A 15459-nucleotide genomic window follows, 5' to 3' on the forward strand; every position below is an offset into this window, starting at 1 on the left:
GGCGGCCATGTGGTCTCCCGCGCCGCGAGTTTTCTGTTGCTCGCCGATAACCGCGCAAGCTTCGAGATCGAAGGCGAACGCCCGCCCAGGAACCGGCTGGAGCGGTGGGGACGCGCTGTCGTGCAGGCAGGCAAGCATGCTCTGACCCTTGAAGAGATCGTGCGGCTACATGGGGTCCTCCTCGAAGACATCCGGCTCGTTCATCCAGGCCTTCGGCCAGATGGCGTTTTTCTGGGTGAGCGAGACCATGAGAATAATCCGCTGCCTGAGTTCATCGGCGCCAGACCCGACGACCTGAACAGCCTCATGAAAGGCCTGATCGACGCTAACGCGCGTATGCGCGATGACGGGATTGATGCCGTTCTACAGGCGGCAAGCACAGCTTTCGGGTTTGTCTATGTCCATCCGCTTCAGGACGGCAACGGACGCCTGCATCGCTGCCTCATCCACCATGTTCTGGCGGAGCGGAAATTCACGCCGCCAGGCATGGTGTTTCCGGTATCGTCCGTCATGCTCGACCGGATTGATGACTACCGCAATACCCTACAGTCCCATTCCCGGCCCTTAATGGACTTTATCGGCTGGAAACCGACAGCGGACAGGAATGTCGAAGTGCTGAACGATACCGCGGACCTCTACCGCTATTTCGATTGCACCGACGAAGCGGAATTTTTGTATCAGTGCGTCAAGAGAACGGTGGAGCACGATCTGCCGCACGAAATCGATTATCTGCGCCGTCACGACGAAGCCCGCCGCAAAATCATGGACACGGTTGAAATGCCGGATCGCCTTGCAGACAGATCTGCTTCTGTTCATCCGGCAGAACAAGGGCGCGCTTCCCAAGAAAAGAAGAGAACGCGAATTCCAGAAGCTAACGGACGATGAGGTTGCCAGCATCGAGGCCGTTGTCCGGGATGCATTCGAAGGGTTTGAAGTTAGCTCAAACGAGCAAAATCACGCCCCGTAAGCTTTCGCGACAAATCCCCTTATGTCGCTGATCAAGCTTGTGCAGCCGATCGAACAAAAAACTCGGGACAGCAGAAACCGGCAATCTGAAGTCGATTCCCGCGACGGCTCGTCGCGAGCCTCTCTGGCGGCCGGCTTAGTGATAGAGCAAGGACGATATGCTGCATCTGGTGACAAAACCGTCAGCCCCGCTCGTGAGCGGGGCCCTTTTCTTTGATGGGACCGCGAGAACCCAGTACTCGTCGGACCGCATGATCGTCATCACGCGCTGAGTAACTGCCGAGTGGGCCGGATCCGGCGAACCAGCTGTACGCGACAGGTCGTAGTAGTCGATCTTGAAGAAGTAGCGGTCTGAGCCGAGATCGATAGAACCGAAGTCGTGCTCACCTTACGATCGTTGCCTCGAGTAAACCGATCGAACTTGCGCACGAGCTCAAGCAGCTCGGCCTAGCGCTGCCATGACAGGCTGGTGCCCCTGTTTCAGGAGGACGGTGCCGCTGAAGACAAGGGTCTGGCGAAAGCTGTCGTTCAAGCTGCGGACTGTTGCGGTCTCGGTGTTGTCGGTCGTTGGGGTTCTTCCCTCGGCTATCGGCCACGCCCTTCGCGGCCGTCGGAAATGCAAAAGGCCGGTGGTCATGAGCGGACGCGCAACGGAGGGTCCGACCGAGGGTTCCGAACTTTCGGTATGCGGTTGGATACCGTTCGCGCTCCCGGCCTATGACCGACATCCAGGCTGCAGCGTGGACGTGCCCAAGGGAGCCTGAACGAGGAACAGACAATGCTCGAACTCGAGACGCGTCTAGAGACGATAGCGCCGTCAGGTCGCGGCCGGAACGCTTTCGGAAGCTGCACTTTCCGATGATCGAAATCGGAAGGCCATGCAGGATCGTTGAAAAAGATGCGAAAGGTGAGTGCAGATGACTGTGACGCCATGGCGGCAGCGTACAACGCTGACAATGAGCACAATGTGGAGCGCGCTTTATCAGCGGCCTACCGATCTCGCTCTGCGGGGCGATGTCAAAAGTTTGCGCGAACTCGAGCTGGTTGGGGCAGGTGCAGCGCATTCCGCAGTCTTCGTTGAGGAAGGGGCGATCATCTCCAGTCTTGACTTCAGTAAGCGGGTTCGCACGACGGGTGTCTTGAGCGGCGCTAATGCGGGCAGATCGTCATCCACGCGGATGTTGCGAGGTCCTCGATCAATTTCCCGCGACTCCCACTTACGGATATTCATGCCGTCGAGCTTCGGTCGGCCGCACGCACATTCATTCCAATCCGATATTAATCACTCCGAAATTGGTATTGGCGTCACCAGTGGCGATTGCGTAGCGTATCGATGCGGTCGATTTCTTCGATGAACTTCAGCGCGAAATATGAAAATTCGCCTGATATGGGCGGTGCCCAGCAGAAATTGGCTAATTTTCTTCTTCATGACGAGGTAAGTCTTCCTTTGTGGACGGTGCCCAGCCGGAGGGCTTGGTCCGGTCGCCCGGATGAAAACTCAAGCCGAATGAGCGCACGCAGCAACAACTTTCTGTCGGATGCCGAGCGCGACGTTGTTCGAGATGCTGCACATGGGAGTCAAGCTCTTCGCTCCCCGCACTTACCTGCTGCAAGATTGGCGGATCACTACGATCTTGGAGCTGAACTTCACCTGTGCACGCACAGTGACTCAGCGACTCCGGAGTTCCACTACCAGGGTGGGGCCACAAAGAAGATGAGGATGCGCGATGGCCACGAACGCTTTGAGTGTCGCCCAGCGGCGGCAAGCTGCGCCGTCTGTGACAGAAAGTTTGGCCTGATCAGGTACTACTCATGGCGGGCGACGCTGTGTTCCAAGAAGTGCCTGGACCGCGTTAAGGCACGCCGGGAACGAGATCGCCGCTGGCTGTTTCGATTTGAGGCGGTGGGCTATGCAGCTGCCCCTCAAAGGCGGCCGCAAGCTGGATCTAGAGCTGCAAGATCGATCTGGAGCTGCAAGATCTGTTCGACGGCGCGCCTCGTGAGTCGTCGATGAAGAGGTACTATTTTGATATCCGCGACGGCAGCCACTTCATCCGCGATGATGAAGGTGCGGAGCTGTCGAACATCGAGTCGGCGCGGGAAGAGGCGACCACTGCACTCTCGGAGATGGCCCGCGAGTGGGTCAGAGGCAGGCCGCAGCACCGCATAGCAGTTGAAGTTCGCGATGATCACGGCCCAATCTTGGAAGCGAGCTTCAGCTTCGTGATCAAGGCGTGCGCGATGTGAAAGCCATTCGTTGGGATCGAAATGCAATCGTGGACGCCGATTGACAGCTGAAATCGCGGGTCATCACGGCGTTTCCATATAACCAAGACCTACAGCAGACATCAGCTGATTGGGAGGCTGGTCCAGGCGCATGGGAAGCGTCAACTGGCTCTGGTCTGTGTGTTCGCGAATCTCAGCTAGCCTTGTCCTTGTCTAGCGGATCACAAATGTCGCGTTGACACTTGTGGCGCAGAATGATTCAAGGCCGATGAAGAGCAGACAGGGGAGAAAGATGCCGACCATGTCCACACGGCGCGCCGAAGTCACAGATGCCGCAACCGTCGCTCGCTTCGTTCATGCTCTCCTCGACGAGCTCTCAGGCGGGAAGGCCCCCGGGATCGAAATCGTCACGCAAAACGCAGAGACAGTCCTTGCGGATATCAGCGTCGTCGCGGTGATCGCCAGCGCAGACAACGAGCCGGTTGGCGTCATGGTCCTAAACGAATGCACTGCGATCTACGCGGGCGGCAAGTTCGGAGTAATCTCGGAACTTTATGTTCGCCCCGACATGAGATCGCAGGGCATTGCGCCTCATCTGATCGCTGTCGCTCTGGCGGAAGGACGCGCGCGGGGATGGAAGCGGCTGGAGGTCGGAGCACCGCGACAGCCGAAATGGAAGCGCACCCTCGACTTCTATCTGCGCAACCGCTTCGAGGAAGTCGGCCCCCGGCTTCGTCGCATGATATGAGCCCGTGGTGTCCGCTTAGCATAGTCTTCAAAAAGTCCCCTAGTCCTAGGCTCGCACGTCTTCCGCCATGCATGTGCGCTCAGCGTGCTGCGGGCATCGGTCCTGGTAAGTGATCGGAGACGCCTTGGGCCATCGTTCAACGGAGGGCAACGATTCCTTACCTGAAACTGACGACGCAGCACCTGCGTGCAATCGCCCTCGAGATCCCGGGACAGGAGATGCGCTCATGAATATCTGGCCGAATACGGACGGCAGAACCATCGCGGCGACGAACATGGAGCGCATTTGCTGCCGGGAGCGGGTAATATTCTTGCTCGCTCCCATCGTCGTAGGACAGGCCGATCGGCTTTCTGATTATGGACATAAACGATGTCGTGGTTGAAGTTCGAGAAGTTTCCAATCGTGCTTCGCGACCAGATGATACCTGAAATATCCTTGAAGTAGTCGCCCTGGAACGCCGTCCGCGGGATAGCCTCACCCGGCTTTACGGCTCGTGCGATTTCACCGCTGAACGTAAACCTACGATCAACTACGTTCATCGTCTCGTGTCGATAGAAAATTGCTCTCGCCGCAGGGATAAACCGCTGAAACTGCGTAAGGCAAGCCCCTGTCACTGCCTGCAGTCCGAATTGCGCTGCCGAGACCCGCGACTATACACGAGGCCCTCGGGCATGATGCCGTCGGTCCGATAGCGTCGGAAGACCATGGCGGTCTTGTAGAGCGCGCTCGTAATCCGCAACTCGACTGTGCGTCGGGGAGCTGCCCGCAGAAGGCGTTTGCGGGTCCCGGCGGGTAAGAGTTCCGGCATTTGGACTAGATTGTCTTGATCCCGCGCGCCGGCGCGATTGCCTCAATCCAGATTATTCGCTTCCTTTGCGAATTCCGATGTCGGGCCCCTTATCTCCGTTGCGGCAGCGCGCAATTTCATTTCGAGGAGTTTCTTGCGAGCACGCACCAAATGGCGGCGGTTAAATACATCTCCCACAAACGGGATCTGGCTGCCTTGCAAACTCACAGAGATATGGCGTTGCAAGAATCCACGCCTTCAGCCTGTAACGCAGTTGGATAGGCGAGTTCCAGCAGTGCCAAAGATCGTGGACCTCCTGCCCATTGACGCGTTCATGCCACTCGAGGTGGACTAATCCAGAGCCACACTGAGGGCATTTTTCGTGATGTGCTATTGAGGCCGGTGCCATGTAGAACGTGCGTCATTTCCCAGGTGCAGCATACGATTCCTGGTAGTCTCGGGAAATGATCTACATCAACGATTTGCTCTTTTTGGGGGACGCGCAGCGCGCCAGGAATATCCGGGTCAGCTCCGGAGCGAATTTCGGATTCAACTCGGCCATTCCCGAACTCGCAGAAGGGGCATTCGCGTCGATTTCGTCTCGGCCATGGCCGGTCTAGCGACAGAAGACATTCAGATAGCGCACGAAGTCGATCGATATGAGCCAGCTGCGGATATCAACTCGCGCGACGGGCAAAGACTAGCGTAGCTCCCAGTGCGCACATGATGGCACCCGACACCTGTCGCATCTTGGTAAGGATTAACGGTCGAAGGCCGGCTCTCGCTCTCGCAGCCAAATGGGTCGCAACCAAATCGACACTGGTGTTGAGTGCAACCGAGATGAGCCCGAGGACGATGAACTGCGCGGCGACGTTCGCGGATGGGTCGACAAACTGGGGGATGAAGGCGAGAAAGAATGCGGCCGTCTTCGGGTTTAGTGCCTCGACGATGATGCCGTCGCGGAAGGCCCGACGCACCCCGGTCGTCTGCACCTCGGTCGGCTCGACAATGCGCGCTTCGCGCCAGGTCTTGAGCCCGAGCCAGATGAGATACAGGGCGCCCGCGATCTTCAAAAAAGTGAATGCCTCGGCGCTTGCGATGACGAGCGCAGATATGCCGACGGCGCCGCCGAACACGTGCATAAGGCCGCCGAGACCTAGGCCAACACTCGATGCCAACCCTTCCGTTCTGCCGCCGACAAGCGTTCGCGCCACGATATAGAAGATTCCTGGCCCCGGCGTGATCGCCACAAGCAGCGACGCTGCCAAGAACAGGAAGAACGTCTGGAAGTCCGGCATCGCCCACCCCTCTAATCGCGTCAACCAGTTCGTCTAGGGGCCGGTCTTCGCACACGATGACTACGCTAACCTCAGGCCGGAATCGGAATGAGGGAAGCCACTTCCCGATCCTGCGGCTTTTCGCACGCCGCAAGGCCGGTGGCGACGCCGATGCGGTCAGCCTCGGGCCGGTTCTGGCTCATCTTGCGCTTGCCCTCGAACCTGGTGACCGGAATGCGCACTCCGATGATCCCTCGCAACTGGGAGGCAATGAAGTCGGTGGGGGCATCGCTGACGGCCCAGGGCTTCGCGCGCGACTTCTCATGGATGTTCGTTAGGCGCGTGACCACCTCGAGAAGACGTTCGGGCTCGTGGAAGAACTCAACCGGCCCGTACGCGTGGACGGCGATGTAATTCCATGTCGGCACCACCTTCCCGGTTTGTTGCTTGGTGGCGTACCATGAGGGTGTCACGTAGGCTTCCGGACCCATGAAGATGGCCAGAGCTTCGCCGGTCGGAGCCGAACGCCATTGTGGATTGGCCTTCGCCAAGTGCCCGTACAGCACTCCGTGCTCTCCTTCGGTCTCATCGAGGAAGAGCGGCAAGGGCGTCGCAATCGGCCCGTCCGCGGTGGCCGTGACCAGGTTGGCGAGGCCGGCGGAGCAAATGGTCGCTCGGATGCTTTCGACCTCGTCATCTTTAAAGGCGGGGGGCACATACATGGCGGTTCTCCTCTTTCGGTCCTGAGATAGACCCAGCCTGGTGCGGTTAGAACTGCCAGTTATCACTGATTTTGATGGTCCAGTTGGAGGGGCATGGCGACTAGGACAATCGCCGCGAACGAAGCTGATCGACCGCCTGAGCCAGAAGCTGACAGCCGCGCTCGATCTGGCGCGCCTCCAGTGCGGCGTAACCCATGACAAGCCCGATAACGTCCGGCCGATGCCGGCGGCCAGGATGGGGGTAAAAGAGTGGGGCGACCGGATAGATGCCGACGCCTTTGACGCGAGCAGTCTCGATCAACGCTGCTTCGGACGTTTGGGGCAGATCGCGAAACCAGACCACCACATGCAAGCCGGCGGCTGCGCCGTCGATTTGGATTCGATCGCCAAATCTGCGGCGCAAAGCGTCGAGCAGGACTTGCCGCCGCTCGCCGTTGCGCCGTCGGACTCGCTTGACGTGCCTGTCGTATGCACCGGTCTCGAGCATCGCCGCGAGCGCTTCCTGCTCGATCAGCGGCGTATGCCTGTCCATGATCTGCTTGGCCGCGGCGAACAGGGACTGGAGTTGAGAGGGCGCCACCAGATAGCCGATCCTCAGCGTAGGCGAGAGCGTCTTGGAGACTGTCCCAAGATAGATGACGTCCTGGCTAGCTGCGAGCGCGTGCAGCGGGGGGACCGGCTTAGTGTCGTATCGGTACTCACTGTCGTAGTCGTCCTCGATTACATAGGCGTCGAACTTCCTTGCCCAGGCGAGCAACTGGTGCCGACGCGCGATCGGCATGACGCCGCCCAGCGGAAATTGATGCGACGGCGTCACGTACGCGAGCCGCGCTTCGGTCTTCGCAAGCTGCTCCGTGTCCAGTCCGTCGACGTCGACTGGAATCGGAACGGCGGCAGCCCCGTTCGCCGCGAAGACGTGCCTTGCCATCAGGTAGCCAGGGTCTTCCATGACGAACCGATCGTCGGAGTTGAGCAGCAGTCGCGCACACAAATCGAGCCCTTGCTGCGAACCGTTCACGATGATTATTTGATCAACGTCGCATCGCACGGTCCTCGAACGCCAGAGATAGGCCTGCAGCGCCATCCGCAGCCGGCGAGAGCCGCAAGGATCGTTGTAGGCCAATCTCGCGGGCCGCCGTGTCATTGCAGCGACCACGGCTCTTTTCCACGCGAGCACGGGGAAATCCGAAGGTGAGAGGTCACCATATCGAAAATTTGCGAGGAGGTTGCGAGATTGCTCCTCCGAGCGCGGCGCGACCTGTCTCAAACGCTCACCGTACCCCGACAGTCGCACCTTCCGTGACAACGGCCGCGACGGAGTGCGCACGCGTCCCCTCTCGATAACAGCTTGTGCAACGCGCGGTCGTGCGCCATGGCGGATCTCGATGAAGCCTTCCGCCGCGAGTTGCTCATAGGCGATCGTCACCGTACCGCGAGATACGCCGAGTTCCGCGGCGAGGGCGCGGGACGACGGCAGCAGCCCATCGGCGCCGTACACGCGCCCCAGGATCTGATCCCTAAGCGCTTCGTAGATCTGACGCGCTCCCATTCGCGGGGTGCGGTACCCAGGGAGCGTCTTGATCTGTGCCATCGAAAGTTCGCATAACTAGGCTTGCTTGATAAGCCACTCTCTAGCTATTCGCCTTGAATGCCAAGCTGTTCTGAGGAGTTAGCGGCGCAGGCAACCCAGGGGGCGCTATTTCGGGCGTTGCCGCAGAATCCAATCCAGCAGGTCTTCGTTTCGGCGAACACTTCGTACTAGTCAACGACGGCCGGTGCGGACGCAAGCGCCATACGGCGCAAATGCAGTTCGCCCCCGGTAGCAAACCGCAATGTTTCTGATAGTGCATTTTCAATGAACTCAGGCGTTGCATCGCCGCGGTTTCACCGAATTATGGATTGCCTCGGGAACGCCCTTTGGCAGCTCGCTTTCGATTTTGCCGAGCGCAGCTTCGGCGGTAAAGGCGACACGTTCGATTGATTCCTGAACAACCGTTTTCGGTACGCCCGCCGCTTCGCCTATCTGCAAGAAATGCCGGCCGTCTACTTGGGCAATCCTGTAGTGAATGTTTGTCCCTACCGACATCGCGAGCTTCATCTGCTTGCGCTGGATTTGACCGGCGTCCAGACTCGGCTGTGCCGTGAGCACGTCGTAAAGCGCTGTCAGATGGTAGCGGCCGCCGGCGTGATGAAGATGCTGAAATTCTTCGCATGGCCATCGCTCGCGACGATCAGCCGTCGCCTGATCATCCGCTCCTGGCCACGACCAGCCTGGTAATCAGACAGCACGATCGGCTGTGGGCTATCCTTGGCCGCTGCGATACGCCAACATGTACCATTTGGTCCGCGCGCCCCGTCCGTCTTCTCTTCCTAACCTCAGTAGCGCCTGGCCGTCAGCTTGGGATCAGCTTTTCTAACTATCATTCGGAGCACCCCTGAGCAGCCCGAACGTATTGCGAAGGGACTTACGCTGAAGGAAAGGTGAACGGCCATGTATGATCGAATCAGTGGCTTATCCACACCGCCGACCCAAGCTGTCGAACCGAGTCAGTCGGTGGATAGTGACGGCTTTATGGAGACAGTTGCGGATCTCGCGCTGCGGCGGAGCCCGCTGCCTGGGGACTTGCCCGATATGGGGTGCTGTGCCAGCAAGCCCAATGTCTCGGATCCAAACAACCCCAGTACATCCGGTCCAGTGAGGCCGAATGACCCACTGTTCGACTACAGGTCGGTCGAATTGGCTGACGCGAATGTAGACGGCATATGCGTTGGGCTGACTGCGGAATGGCTCGGCAATCTCCAGAACAGCCCGAGATCCCGAATGACGGCGCTAACACCCGGATCGGACGGGCACGGCTCATCGGCTGTGTGGCAGCAGCGTTATCTAGATCTCAGGGGGGACTTGCGAAACGAGGGAGCAGAACCTCCTCAGGCCAACAGTGACGCAAAATACGCCATGTTGCAGGAAGCGGGTTTGCAACCATCCCACAAAGAGAAGGTTTACAGCTTCGACGACCCTGCGAGCATCTCGAGCATGTTGGGCAAAATCACTGCCGACGGATCGAGGTATTTGCTTAGTTTGAAGTTCGTCGAAGGTGGGGGACACACAGTTGCGACCTCGACGTTGAATGGAAGGACCACGCTCTTCGATCCAAACTATGGAGAATTCAGTGTTCCATCAGACCAGGTGGATAGTTTGCTCCAACGCCTCGCGGACCGATATATCGATCCCAACGGGCTGTATTTGAAATCAATTGCCACACGAAAAATGTCTTGAGCCGGGCCTGCAGGCACCGCCAATTGGCGCCGGCGCGCCCGAATGGGCCGGTCCTGCTGATACCGACCGTGCCCCAGGACGCCCCGTTGCGACCGCCGTGGGTTTTCGAGCATGTCCGGATGGAGGCTCCGAAAGATGCTCCGACCGGGCTCGGCCTGCCAAGCGGCTCGTTCATGCATTCCGATGATCTCGCCCGGGTCTACCCCATTTGATCTCGCCCACGTTTGAACGAACCGCTGGACGGGAGTGGAGGCGAGCCTGCTGAACTGAGGTGTCTTATCTGAGAGGATGTTGGTCTTCGCCACCCTCTCAAGACAGAAGCCCCAGATGGCCACGATGAGCCCTCTTCGGCAGCGAATGATCGAGGACATGATGGTCCGCAATCTGTCGCCGTGGACTCAACAATCCTACATCTGTGCGATTGCAAAGTTTAGCCGACCTTTCGGCTGCGCCCCGGACCGGTTGAGTCTCGGGCAGGCCCGGGCCTACCGGACTGCATCTCATCAGCCAAAAACGTTTGTGGTCCCACATCAATCAGGTTGCCTGCGCGCTGCGCTTTTCTACGGCGTCACAGTCGGGCAAGTCGACCATCCTGAACATGGCCCAGGTCGTTCTCACCGGCGGCAACCGGCGCTTCCTGCGCCTGATAGCGAAAAGACCTGTAGCGGATCCAAGCGCAGCGTCGTCGACTCTTCAACGGCACGATGTTAGCGCTCGTGCCGCCGGGCTTGGTCAGGGTTGCGCAGACGGCGCGAGGCTGAAGGTGAGTGGTCAGTTCAGGGCTCTGGCAGGGAGAGGGACCAGCAAGTTTCCGTTCGATGGCGCATCATCAGCTTTTCGGGCAGCGCGAAGCGCGCAATTGTGTTCAATTTCGGACAGCGGCGACAAATCCAGTCGCGTTCAAAACACTCGTCGCCGTGGAGTGCCGTTGAGCTTTTCATGGCGTGATCAGGCGCTTAATACGCGCAGACGATGCTGGCACGGACATTGCTCGTAAGTCCAGCAATACTGAATGAGTGCTGAGTGCACACAGACGCGAGACGAGCGATGCTCTCCTTCCTTGAACCCATGTGCCTCGCTCCTGCGAGGAAGAACTTGTTGCTTGTTACTTGGGGCCTCGTCGCGCTTAGCGCGGCGACACCGACATTCGCCGCGGATCTCGCGGGGCAGCTCGTCTACACAGAGGCACCACCGCAACCGGCCGCGGCCGCGATCAGAGATCAGCCAGCGCAAAAAGTCGCGCGACCTCTGACAATCGGTTTGGAGAGAAACATGGTGGTGGGCTTAGAATCTCAAGCTCCTCCGATCAAGGTGGAGAACTGGCTGCGTGGCCAGCCCCTCACGAGCTTCCAGCCCGGGAAAGTGTACATCGTCGAATTTTGGGCAACTTGGTGCGCACCGTGTGTGGCGGCGTTGTCCCATCTGGTGCAGCTGCAAGAGAAATACAAAGACAGCGGAGTTGAGATCGTCGGACTCGCAGCTCGTGAACGCGCTCGAACGGCGGATGAGGCCCGAAGCAAGTTGGACGCATGGTTGACCGAAAAGTTGCCAAATCTCAACTATCGGATCGGGTTCGACTACACAGGTGAAATGAACAAGCTTTGGATGGATCCCAGCTTTTCTGTCGGGATTCCCACCTCGTTCGTCGTCGACCGTGATGGCCACATCGCCTTTATCGGTTTTCCGACGCAACTCGATGACGTTCTGCCGAAAATTCTGAGCGGCAGCTGGCGCACCAGCGACGAAGCTAAAGCCGCCGATACCGAGCGGCTAAAGGCGAACGCGGAAAAGCGCGAAATGACGAGAAAGCGAGCGCACTGAGCCGATCTTCGCCAAACTAGCGCAAGCGATGAAGGCGGGGATTGGGCGAAGGCGCTTTCGGCGGTCGAAGAGGCCGTCGCTGTGATGCCGGACGGTCTTAGCTTCTGCGTGCTCTATGCGGATCTGTTGCTTCACAAGCTGCACGACTTGCAGACCGGCTTGCCGGTCATGGGGCAATTAGTTCGCGAGGCGATCGACAAAAACTCGGAGCTGTGGATGGCCGGGGCGCTGCGGCAACTCTCCGATGCAGCGAATGACAACTGCCACTTCCCGACTGCCGAGCGCCTTGCGATGGGCAAGGAATTGTCCGAACACATTCTGGCGCTGAATCCTCCGCAACTGGGCGATGGCTTCAAGTTCTGTCCTATGGGCGGTCGCTCAATATTGTTACGAGAGCGGCAATAAGGATCCGGTCGAGTTGATCGAGGTGGCGCTGAAGTCGCTGGGACGATCCTGAGCTTACCCCGCTTGAACTGACACAGCACGTTATCTCGCTGTTGGTCCAAGCGCTGGCCAACTACTAGGATGAGGAGGGCTCGCTACGGCGCTCTTTGTGCAACTCCGCAAGACGGATTTCCGAAAAGCGTCAAAGCGATAGTCGGAATTGGTCCAATGATCGAGCGCTTCTCGTTTTGCGACGACGCACGGCGAACTCCCAAAAAAGGCGAGGCGATCAGGTACTTTGCGCGATTTTTGCAAGATGATCGCTGGATGATCAAGCGAATGATCGAGGACATGATGGTCCGCAATCTGTCGCCGTGCACTCAACAATCCTACGTCTGCGCGATTGCAAAGTTTAGCCGATATTTCGGCTGCGCCCCGGACCGGTAGTTGTCGGGCAGGTCCGGGCCTACCGAACCGCATCTCATCAGCCAAAAACGTTTGTGGTCCACATCAATCAGATTGCCTGCGCGCCGCGCTTTTCTACGGCTTGCGGCCTCGGTCTTACACGTGCGGGGCGCTGGAAAGCGCTTCATCAGTTGTTTGATTCGGTCATTGCGCGCGAGAACAGGGAGCAGGTTCGTGCTATGGAATCCCTCTTCCTGTGGGCCTGGAAAGGTGAAGAACGAGAGTCATGGAAACGGATCGAAGGGCTTGAGCCGCCGCAAGACGGCGCTGCGCGACTATCTCCTGACGTTGTTTACGGAGTGGAGCAAGCGTTTCACCGGGCTTACGCCTGACGTCGCGCTGCTGTTTGAGCGTTTTGGAATGCTAGGCTCGTTCATCTTGAACGATACCAGAAAGCGGATGTTCAGCAGAGAGATCGAGGCGCTCTACAAGAGGCGGGTCAACGACAGCTTCTTTCATAAAGAATCCTAGTCTGCCGCGTCCGTTCGGACCGAGCTCTACTCGCGGCGCTCCCGGCGCCGCCGTTGCCGTCTCCGCCATCCGGTAACGATCACTCGCGCGAGGTCTGCGGAAAGAGCCGAAAGCTGCTATGCTCAGGCATGCGCTACAGTGAAACGACGCTTCAGATGGTCCAGCGGCATGTGCGGGACGGGGAGACGATCCTCGCTCGGCAGCGCAGGCTGATTGAGCGCATGACCGACGCCGGACAACCTACCGAGGAAGCCGAGAGGCTCCTGGCCAGCTTTATCTGGATTCAACTGAGCACGTCGCGCACCTGCTGAATAGCCAGCCTCCGGCTGACTTCGTTTTCGTTGCTTTTGGGGCCTGCGGCCCCCATGCACTCAAGGCCAAACCCTCCGCGCTGCTGCGGGCGGAAAACGGCGGCCGTGTCGTCGCTGCGCTCCAGCCCGCACCAAACCGCCGCTTTCCGGCCTTGATAGGAATCCCCCTCATTGGCGCGGGCCTAGTCGGTTGCATGCGCAACCACAACACTAGGAGAAGACCAACAGCGGCATCAGCTCGCCCATAGGGATGGATCGGTGGATGCCGACTACATCGCCAGAACCGGCGACGCCAGCTACCGCGAAGGCCGGCGACTGGTCATCCGCGAGGCGCGGTACGCGACGGCGTCACACTCGTTGAGCGCCTGGCGGCGGGTCTTGCGGCAGATGCAGCGCGGTTGATGAAGCTCTGACCTGCCAGCTTATACTTTCAATGAACGCAGGCCCTGCATAGCGGCCGCTTTCACCGAAGTATGAATTGCCTCGGGAAAGCCCTTTGGCAGCTCGCTTTCGATTTTGGCGAGCGCAGCTTCAGCGGCAGCGGCTACCCCTTCGATTGACTCCTGCACGAGCTTTTTCGGTACGCCCGCCAATTGGCCGGTCTGTACGAAATGCCGACCCTGCACCTTGGCGATCCTGTAATGGTTGTTCGTTCCCACCGACATTGCGAGCTTCATCTGCTTGCGCTGGACTTGGCCTGTGTCCAGGCTGGGCTGTGCCGTGAGCACGTCATAGAGCGGTGTCAGATGATAGCGGCCACCCGGTGTTATGAAGATGCTGAAGTTCTTCGCGTGGCCGTCGGTTGCGCCGATCAGCCAAAAGAAAATCTGTGCTTTCAACAGGATCGCCTGATCCTCGGAGGGGTTATCGCTGCCTTTGAGCAGGCCAAGAAGCTTCACCAGGCCGGGGCCGCCATCGCTCTGGTATTTGCGCGTCGGCGGTACCGACAGGGCCTGACAGCAATCCTCTTGCGGAAGGCGGAGCAGACGGCCATCCCGGGTCCACCGCCGGTCGAAGCGCTCGATCACGAGCGCCGTTGTCTTGCCGAAAGTGGCAATCTCGGCTTGGTTCACCGGCAGGCCGAAGGCGGCGGCAAGTTTCAGGCAGTAGTATTCATTCTCGACGCTGTTCGAGAGGTCGATGCCGTTGGGCAGCTCCCCGATCTGCGTCTTGAACATATGGGTGGTCGGCGTTGTGCCGTGCGGCTTCAGCCATTTGCCCCCGTTCCGCAGCAGCGCCGTCTTCTCCTGCGCGCCTCCCAGCGAAATCCGGAAATCATCGTCGCGCGTGAGCCCGAGCGGAGCCTGGGCAAGCCCCTTGAGAAGCTTTTCGATCGCTTCGTCGTCGACGGCGTCGCCGGCGATAGTGTGACCATCGCCATGGCGATCATCATCCTCGGCGACGAACTGCAGGGCGCCCACACAGTCCCTCCCGATCGCAGCGAGCAGGCTGTAGGCATCGGTCCCGGCGGCGCCGACCTTTTGCGCCACCCGGCGGCGCAGGGCGTCCGAGTCGGGGAGGAGGTTGTCGAAGACAGCCGTAACGGCTTCGCCTCGGAAGGCATCCTCGCGCAGCGGCAGCGACAGTGAGACGGGAAGGGCGTGTTCCCATCCGAGCCAATCATCCTCGTACCGGAATTGAATAGCACCGCTTGCCGCCTTGGTGAGGTGGCCAACAAGTCGGTTGTTGAGGAGCACACGCAGCGGTGCATGGCGAGGACGGCGGGCCATCAGAAGATTTCCTCGATGTCCGCCGGGCCAGCCTTGCGACGGGCCACAATGCGAAATTCAAGGTCGAGAGCGGCCAGCACGGCGAGGATAGTCTCGAGCCTTGCCGCCGGGTTGCCTGTCTCGATCAGGGAAATGGTCTCCTGCCGCACTCCCGCCTGGTCGGCGAGCTGCGTCTGGCTGAGGTCGCGCTTTTTGCGGGCGCGGCGTACCAGATTGCCTATCTGCTGCGGTGTTCTTGCGAGGTCGGTCATGGCTCACTCTCCGGCCCCATTAT

The 15459-nt window shown here is 59.3% G+C and carries 16 protein-coding genes and 1 pseudogene; 9 read left to right on the forward strand and 8 right to left on the reverse strand.

The features are described 5' to 3' along the window. Positions 1–9 precede the first annotated feature (9 nt). Positions 10–885: a Fic family protein gene (locus tag YUO_RS48005; protein WP_235782865.1), complete on the forward strand. Its 876-nt coding sequence runs from the start codon at positions 10–12 to the stop codon at positions 883–885. Between the two features lie 217 nt (positions 886–1102). Here YUO_RS48005 and YUO_RS48010 read toward each other — a convergent pair. Further along, positions 1103–1342: pseudogene (locus tag YUO_RS48010) on the reverse strand (DUF3768 domain-containing protein); the annotation flags it as partial. 1634 nt (positions 1343–2976) lie between these two features. On the opposite strand from YUO_RS48010, the gene YUO_RS0129840 reads away from it, so the two are divergent. Continuing rightward, on the forward strand, positions 2977–3213 hold the full coding sequence (locus YUO_RS0129840; protein ID WP_028350547.1) for a DUF6894 family protein: 237 nt from the start codon (positions 2977–2979) through the stop codon (positions 3211–3213). Between the two features lie 271 nt (positions 3214–3484). After that, complete coding sequence (locus YUO_RS0129850) at positions 3485–3940, forward strand: GNAT family N-acetyltransferase (protein ID WP_028350548.1); 456 nt, start codon at positions 3485–3487, stop codon at positions 3938–3940. A gap of 1464 nt (positions 3941–5404) precedes the next feature. Here YUO_RS0129850 and YUO_RS0129865 read toward each other — a convergent pair. The 5 genes from YUO_RS0129865 to YUO_RS48540 form a co-directional block, all read right to left on the reverse strand. Next, positions 5405–6025, reverse strand: coding sequence for a LysE family translocator (locus YUO_RS0129865; RefSeq protein ID WP_028350550.1), 621 nt, complete (start codon positions 6023–6025; stop codon positions 5405–5407). A 71-nt stretch (positions 6026–6096) separates the two neighbouring features. Further along, positions 6097–6726, reverse strand: a complete 630-nt coding sequence (locus YUO_RS0129870) for an FMN-binding negative transcriptional regulator (protein WP_028350551.1) — start codon at positions 6724–6726, stop codon at positions 6097–6099. Between the two features lie 100 nt (positions 6727–6826). Continuing rightward, positions 6827–8317, reverse strand: a complete 1491-nt coding sequence (gene pdxR, locus YUO_RS0129875; protein WP_028350552.1) for a MocR-like pyridoxine biosynthesis transcription factor PdxR — start codon at positions 8315–8317, stop codon at positions 6827–6829. 270 nt (positions 8318–8587) lie between these two features. Next, on the reverse strand, positions 8588–8875 hold the full coding sequence (locus YUO_RS46610) for a hypothetical protein (RefSeq protein ID WP_028350553.1): 288 nt from the start codon (positions 8873–8875) through the stop codon (positions 8588–8590). A gap of 14 nt (positions 8876–8889) precedes the next feature. Next, on the reverse strand, positions 8890–9015 hold the full coding sequence (locus YUO_RS48540; protein WP_283806432.1) for a hypothetical protein: 126 nt from the start codon (positions 9013–9015) through the stop codon (positions 8890–8892). Positions 9016–9217: 202 nt separating this feature from the next. Here YUO_RS48540 and YUO_RS42150 point away from each other — a divergent pair, with 202 nt between their 5' ends. The 6 genes from YUO_RS42150 (at position 9218) to YUO_RS46625 (ending at position 13857) form a co-directional block, all read left to right on the forward strand. Continuing rightward, complete coding sequence (locus YUO_RS42150) at positions 9218–10003, forward strand: YopT-type cysteine protease domain-containing protein (RefSeq protein WP_028350554.1); 786 nt, start codon at positions 9218–9220, stop codon at positions 10001–10003. A 1047-nt stretch (positions 10004–11050) separates the two neighbouring features. After that, complete coding sequence (locus YUO_RS48015) at positions 11051–11824, forward strand: TlpA disulfide reductase family protein (RefSeq protein ID WP_235782866.1); 774 nt, start codon at positions 11051–11053, stop codon at positions 11822–11824. Positions 11825–11908: 84 nt separating this feature from the next. After that, positions 11909–12229 (forward strand): hypothetical protein, encoded by a 321-nt coding sequence (locus YUO_RS48020; protein WP_235782867.1) that lies wholly within the window; start codon positions 11909–11911, stop codon positions 12227–12229. Positions 12230–12436: 207 nt separating this feature from the next. Continuing rightward, positions 12437–12655 (forward strand): hypothetical protein, encoded by a 219-nt coding sequence (locus YUO_RS49050; RefSeq protein ID WP_051379711.1) that lies wholly within the window; start codon positions 12437–12439, stop codon positions 12653–12655. A gap of 264 nt (positions 12656–12919) precedes the next feature. Further along, positions 12920–13144, forward strand: a complete 225-nt coding sequence (locus YUO_RS0129910; protein WP_156908824.1) for a hypothetical protein — start codon at positions 12920–12922, stop codon at positions 13142–13144. A 569-nt stretch (positions 13145–13713) separates the two neighbouring features. Further along, positions 13714–13857: a hypothetical protein gene (locus YUO_RS46625; RefSeq protein ID WP_156908825.1), complete on the forward strand. Its 144-nt coding sequence runs from the start codon at positions 13714–13716 to the stop codon at positions 13855–13857. A 20-nt stretch (positions 13858–13877) separates the two neighbouring features. Here YUO_RS46625 and YUO_RS0129925 read toward each other — a convergent pair whose 3' ends face one another. Together YUO_RS0129925 and YUO_RS0129930 are read right to left on the reverse strand one after the other, a co-directional pair. Then, positions 13878–15185, reverse strand: coding sequence for a type II toxin-antitoxin system HipA family toxin (locus YUO_RS0129925; protein ID WP_028350558.1), 1308 nt, complete (start codon positions 15183–15185; stop codon positions 13878–13880). Beyond that, positions 15185–15436 (reverse strand): helix-turn-helix transcriptional regulator, encoded by a 252-nt coding sequence (locus tag YUO_RS0129930; RefSeq protein WP_028350559.1) that lies wholly within the window; start codon positions 15434–15436, stop codon positions 15185–15187. Before YUO_RS0129930 ends, YUO_RS0129925 begins: the two co-directional genes overlap by 1 nt. Positions 15437–15459: the final 23 nt, after the last annotated feature.

The organism is Bradyrhizobium murdochi (genome assembly GCF_000472965.1).
Lineage (GTDB): Bacteria > Pseudomonadota > Alphaproteobacteria > Rhizobiales > Xanthobacteraceae > Bradyrhizobium > Bradyrhizobium murdochi.

Excerpts from the sequence above, each read along its gene's own strand:
- pdxR (WP_028350552.1), bottom strand. The coding sequence starts at position 8,317 with ATGGCACAGATCAAGACGCTCCCTGGGTACCGCACCCCGCGAATGGGA.
- YUO_RS48020 (WP_235782867.1), top strand. The coding sequence starts at position 11,909 with ATGCCGGACGGTCTTAGCTTCTGCGTGCTCTATGCGGATCTGTTGCTT.
- YUO_RS0129870 (WP_028350551.1), bottom strand. The coding sequence starts at position 6,726 with ATGTATGTGCCCCCCGCCTTTAAAGATGACGAGGTCGAAAGCATCCGA.
- YUO_RS0129850 (WP_028350548.1), top strand. The coding sequence starts at position 3,485 with ATGCCGACCATGTCCACACGGCGCGCCGAAGTCACAGATGCCGCAACC.
- YUO_RS0129840 (WP_028350547.1), top strand. The coding sequence starts at position 2,977 with ATGAAGAGGTACTATTTTGATATCCGCGACGGCAGCCACTTCATCCGC.
- YUO_RS49050 (WP_051379711.1), top strand. The coding sequence starts at position 12,437 with ATGATCGAGCGCTTCTCGTTTTGCGACGACGCACGGCGAACTCCCAAA.
- YUO_RS42150 (WP_028350554.1), top strand. The coding sequence starts at position 9,218 with ATGTATGATCGAATCAGTGGCTTATCCACACCGCCGACCCAAGCTGTC.
- YUO_RS0129865 (WP_028350550.1), bottom strand. The coding sequence starts at position 6,025 with ATGCCGGACTTCCAGACGTTCTTCCTGTTCTTGGCAGCGTCGCTGCTT.
- YUO_RS0129930 (WP_028350559.1), bottom strand. The coding sequence starts at position 15,436 with ATGACCGACCTCGCAAGAACACCGCAGCAGATAGGCAATCTGGTACGC.
- YUO_RS48015 (WP_235782866.1), top strand. The coding sequence starts at position 11,051 with ATGCTCTCCTTCCTTGAACCCATGTGCCTCGCTCCTGCGAGGAAGAAC.
- YUO_RS0129925 (WP_028350558.1), bottom strand. The coding sequence starts at position 15,185 with ATGGCCCGCCGTCCTCGCCATGCACCGCTGCGTGTGCTCCTCAACAAC.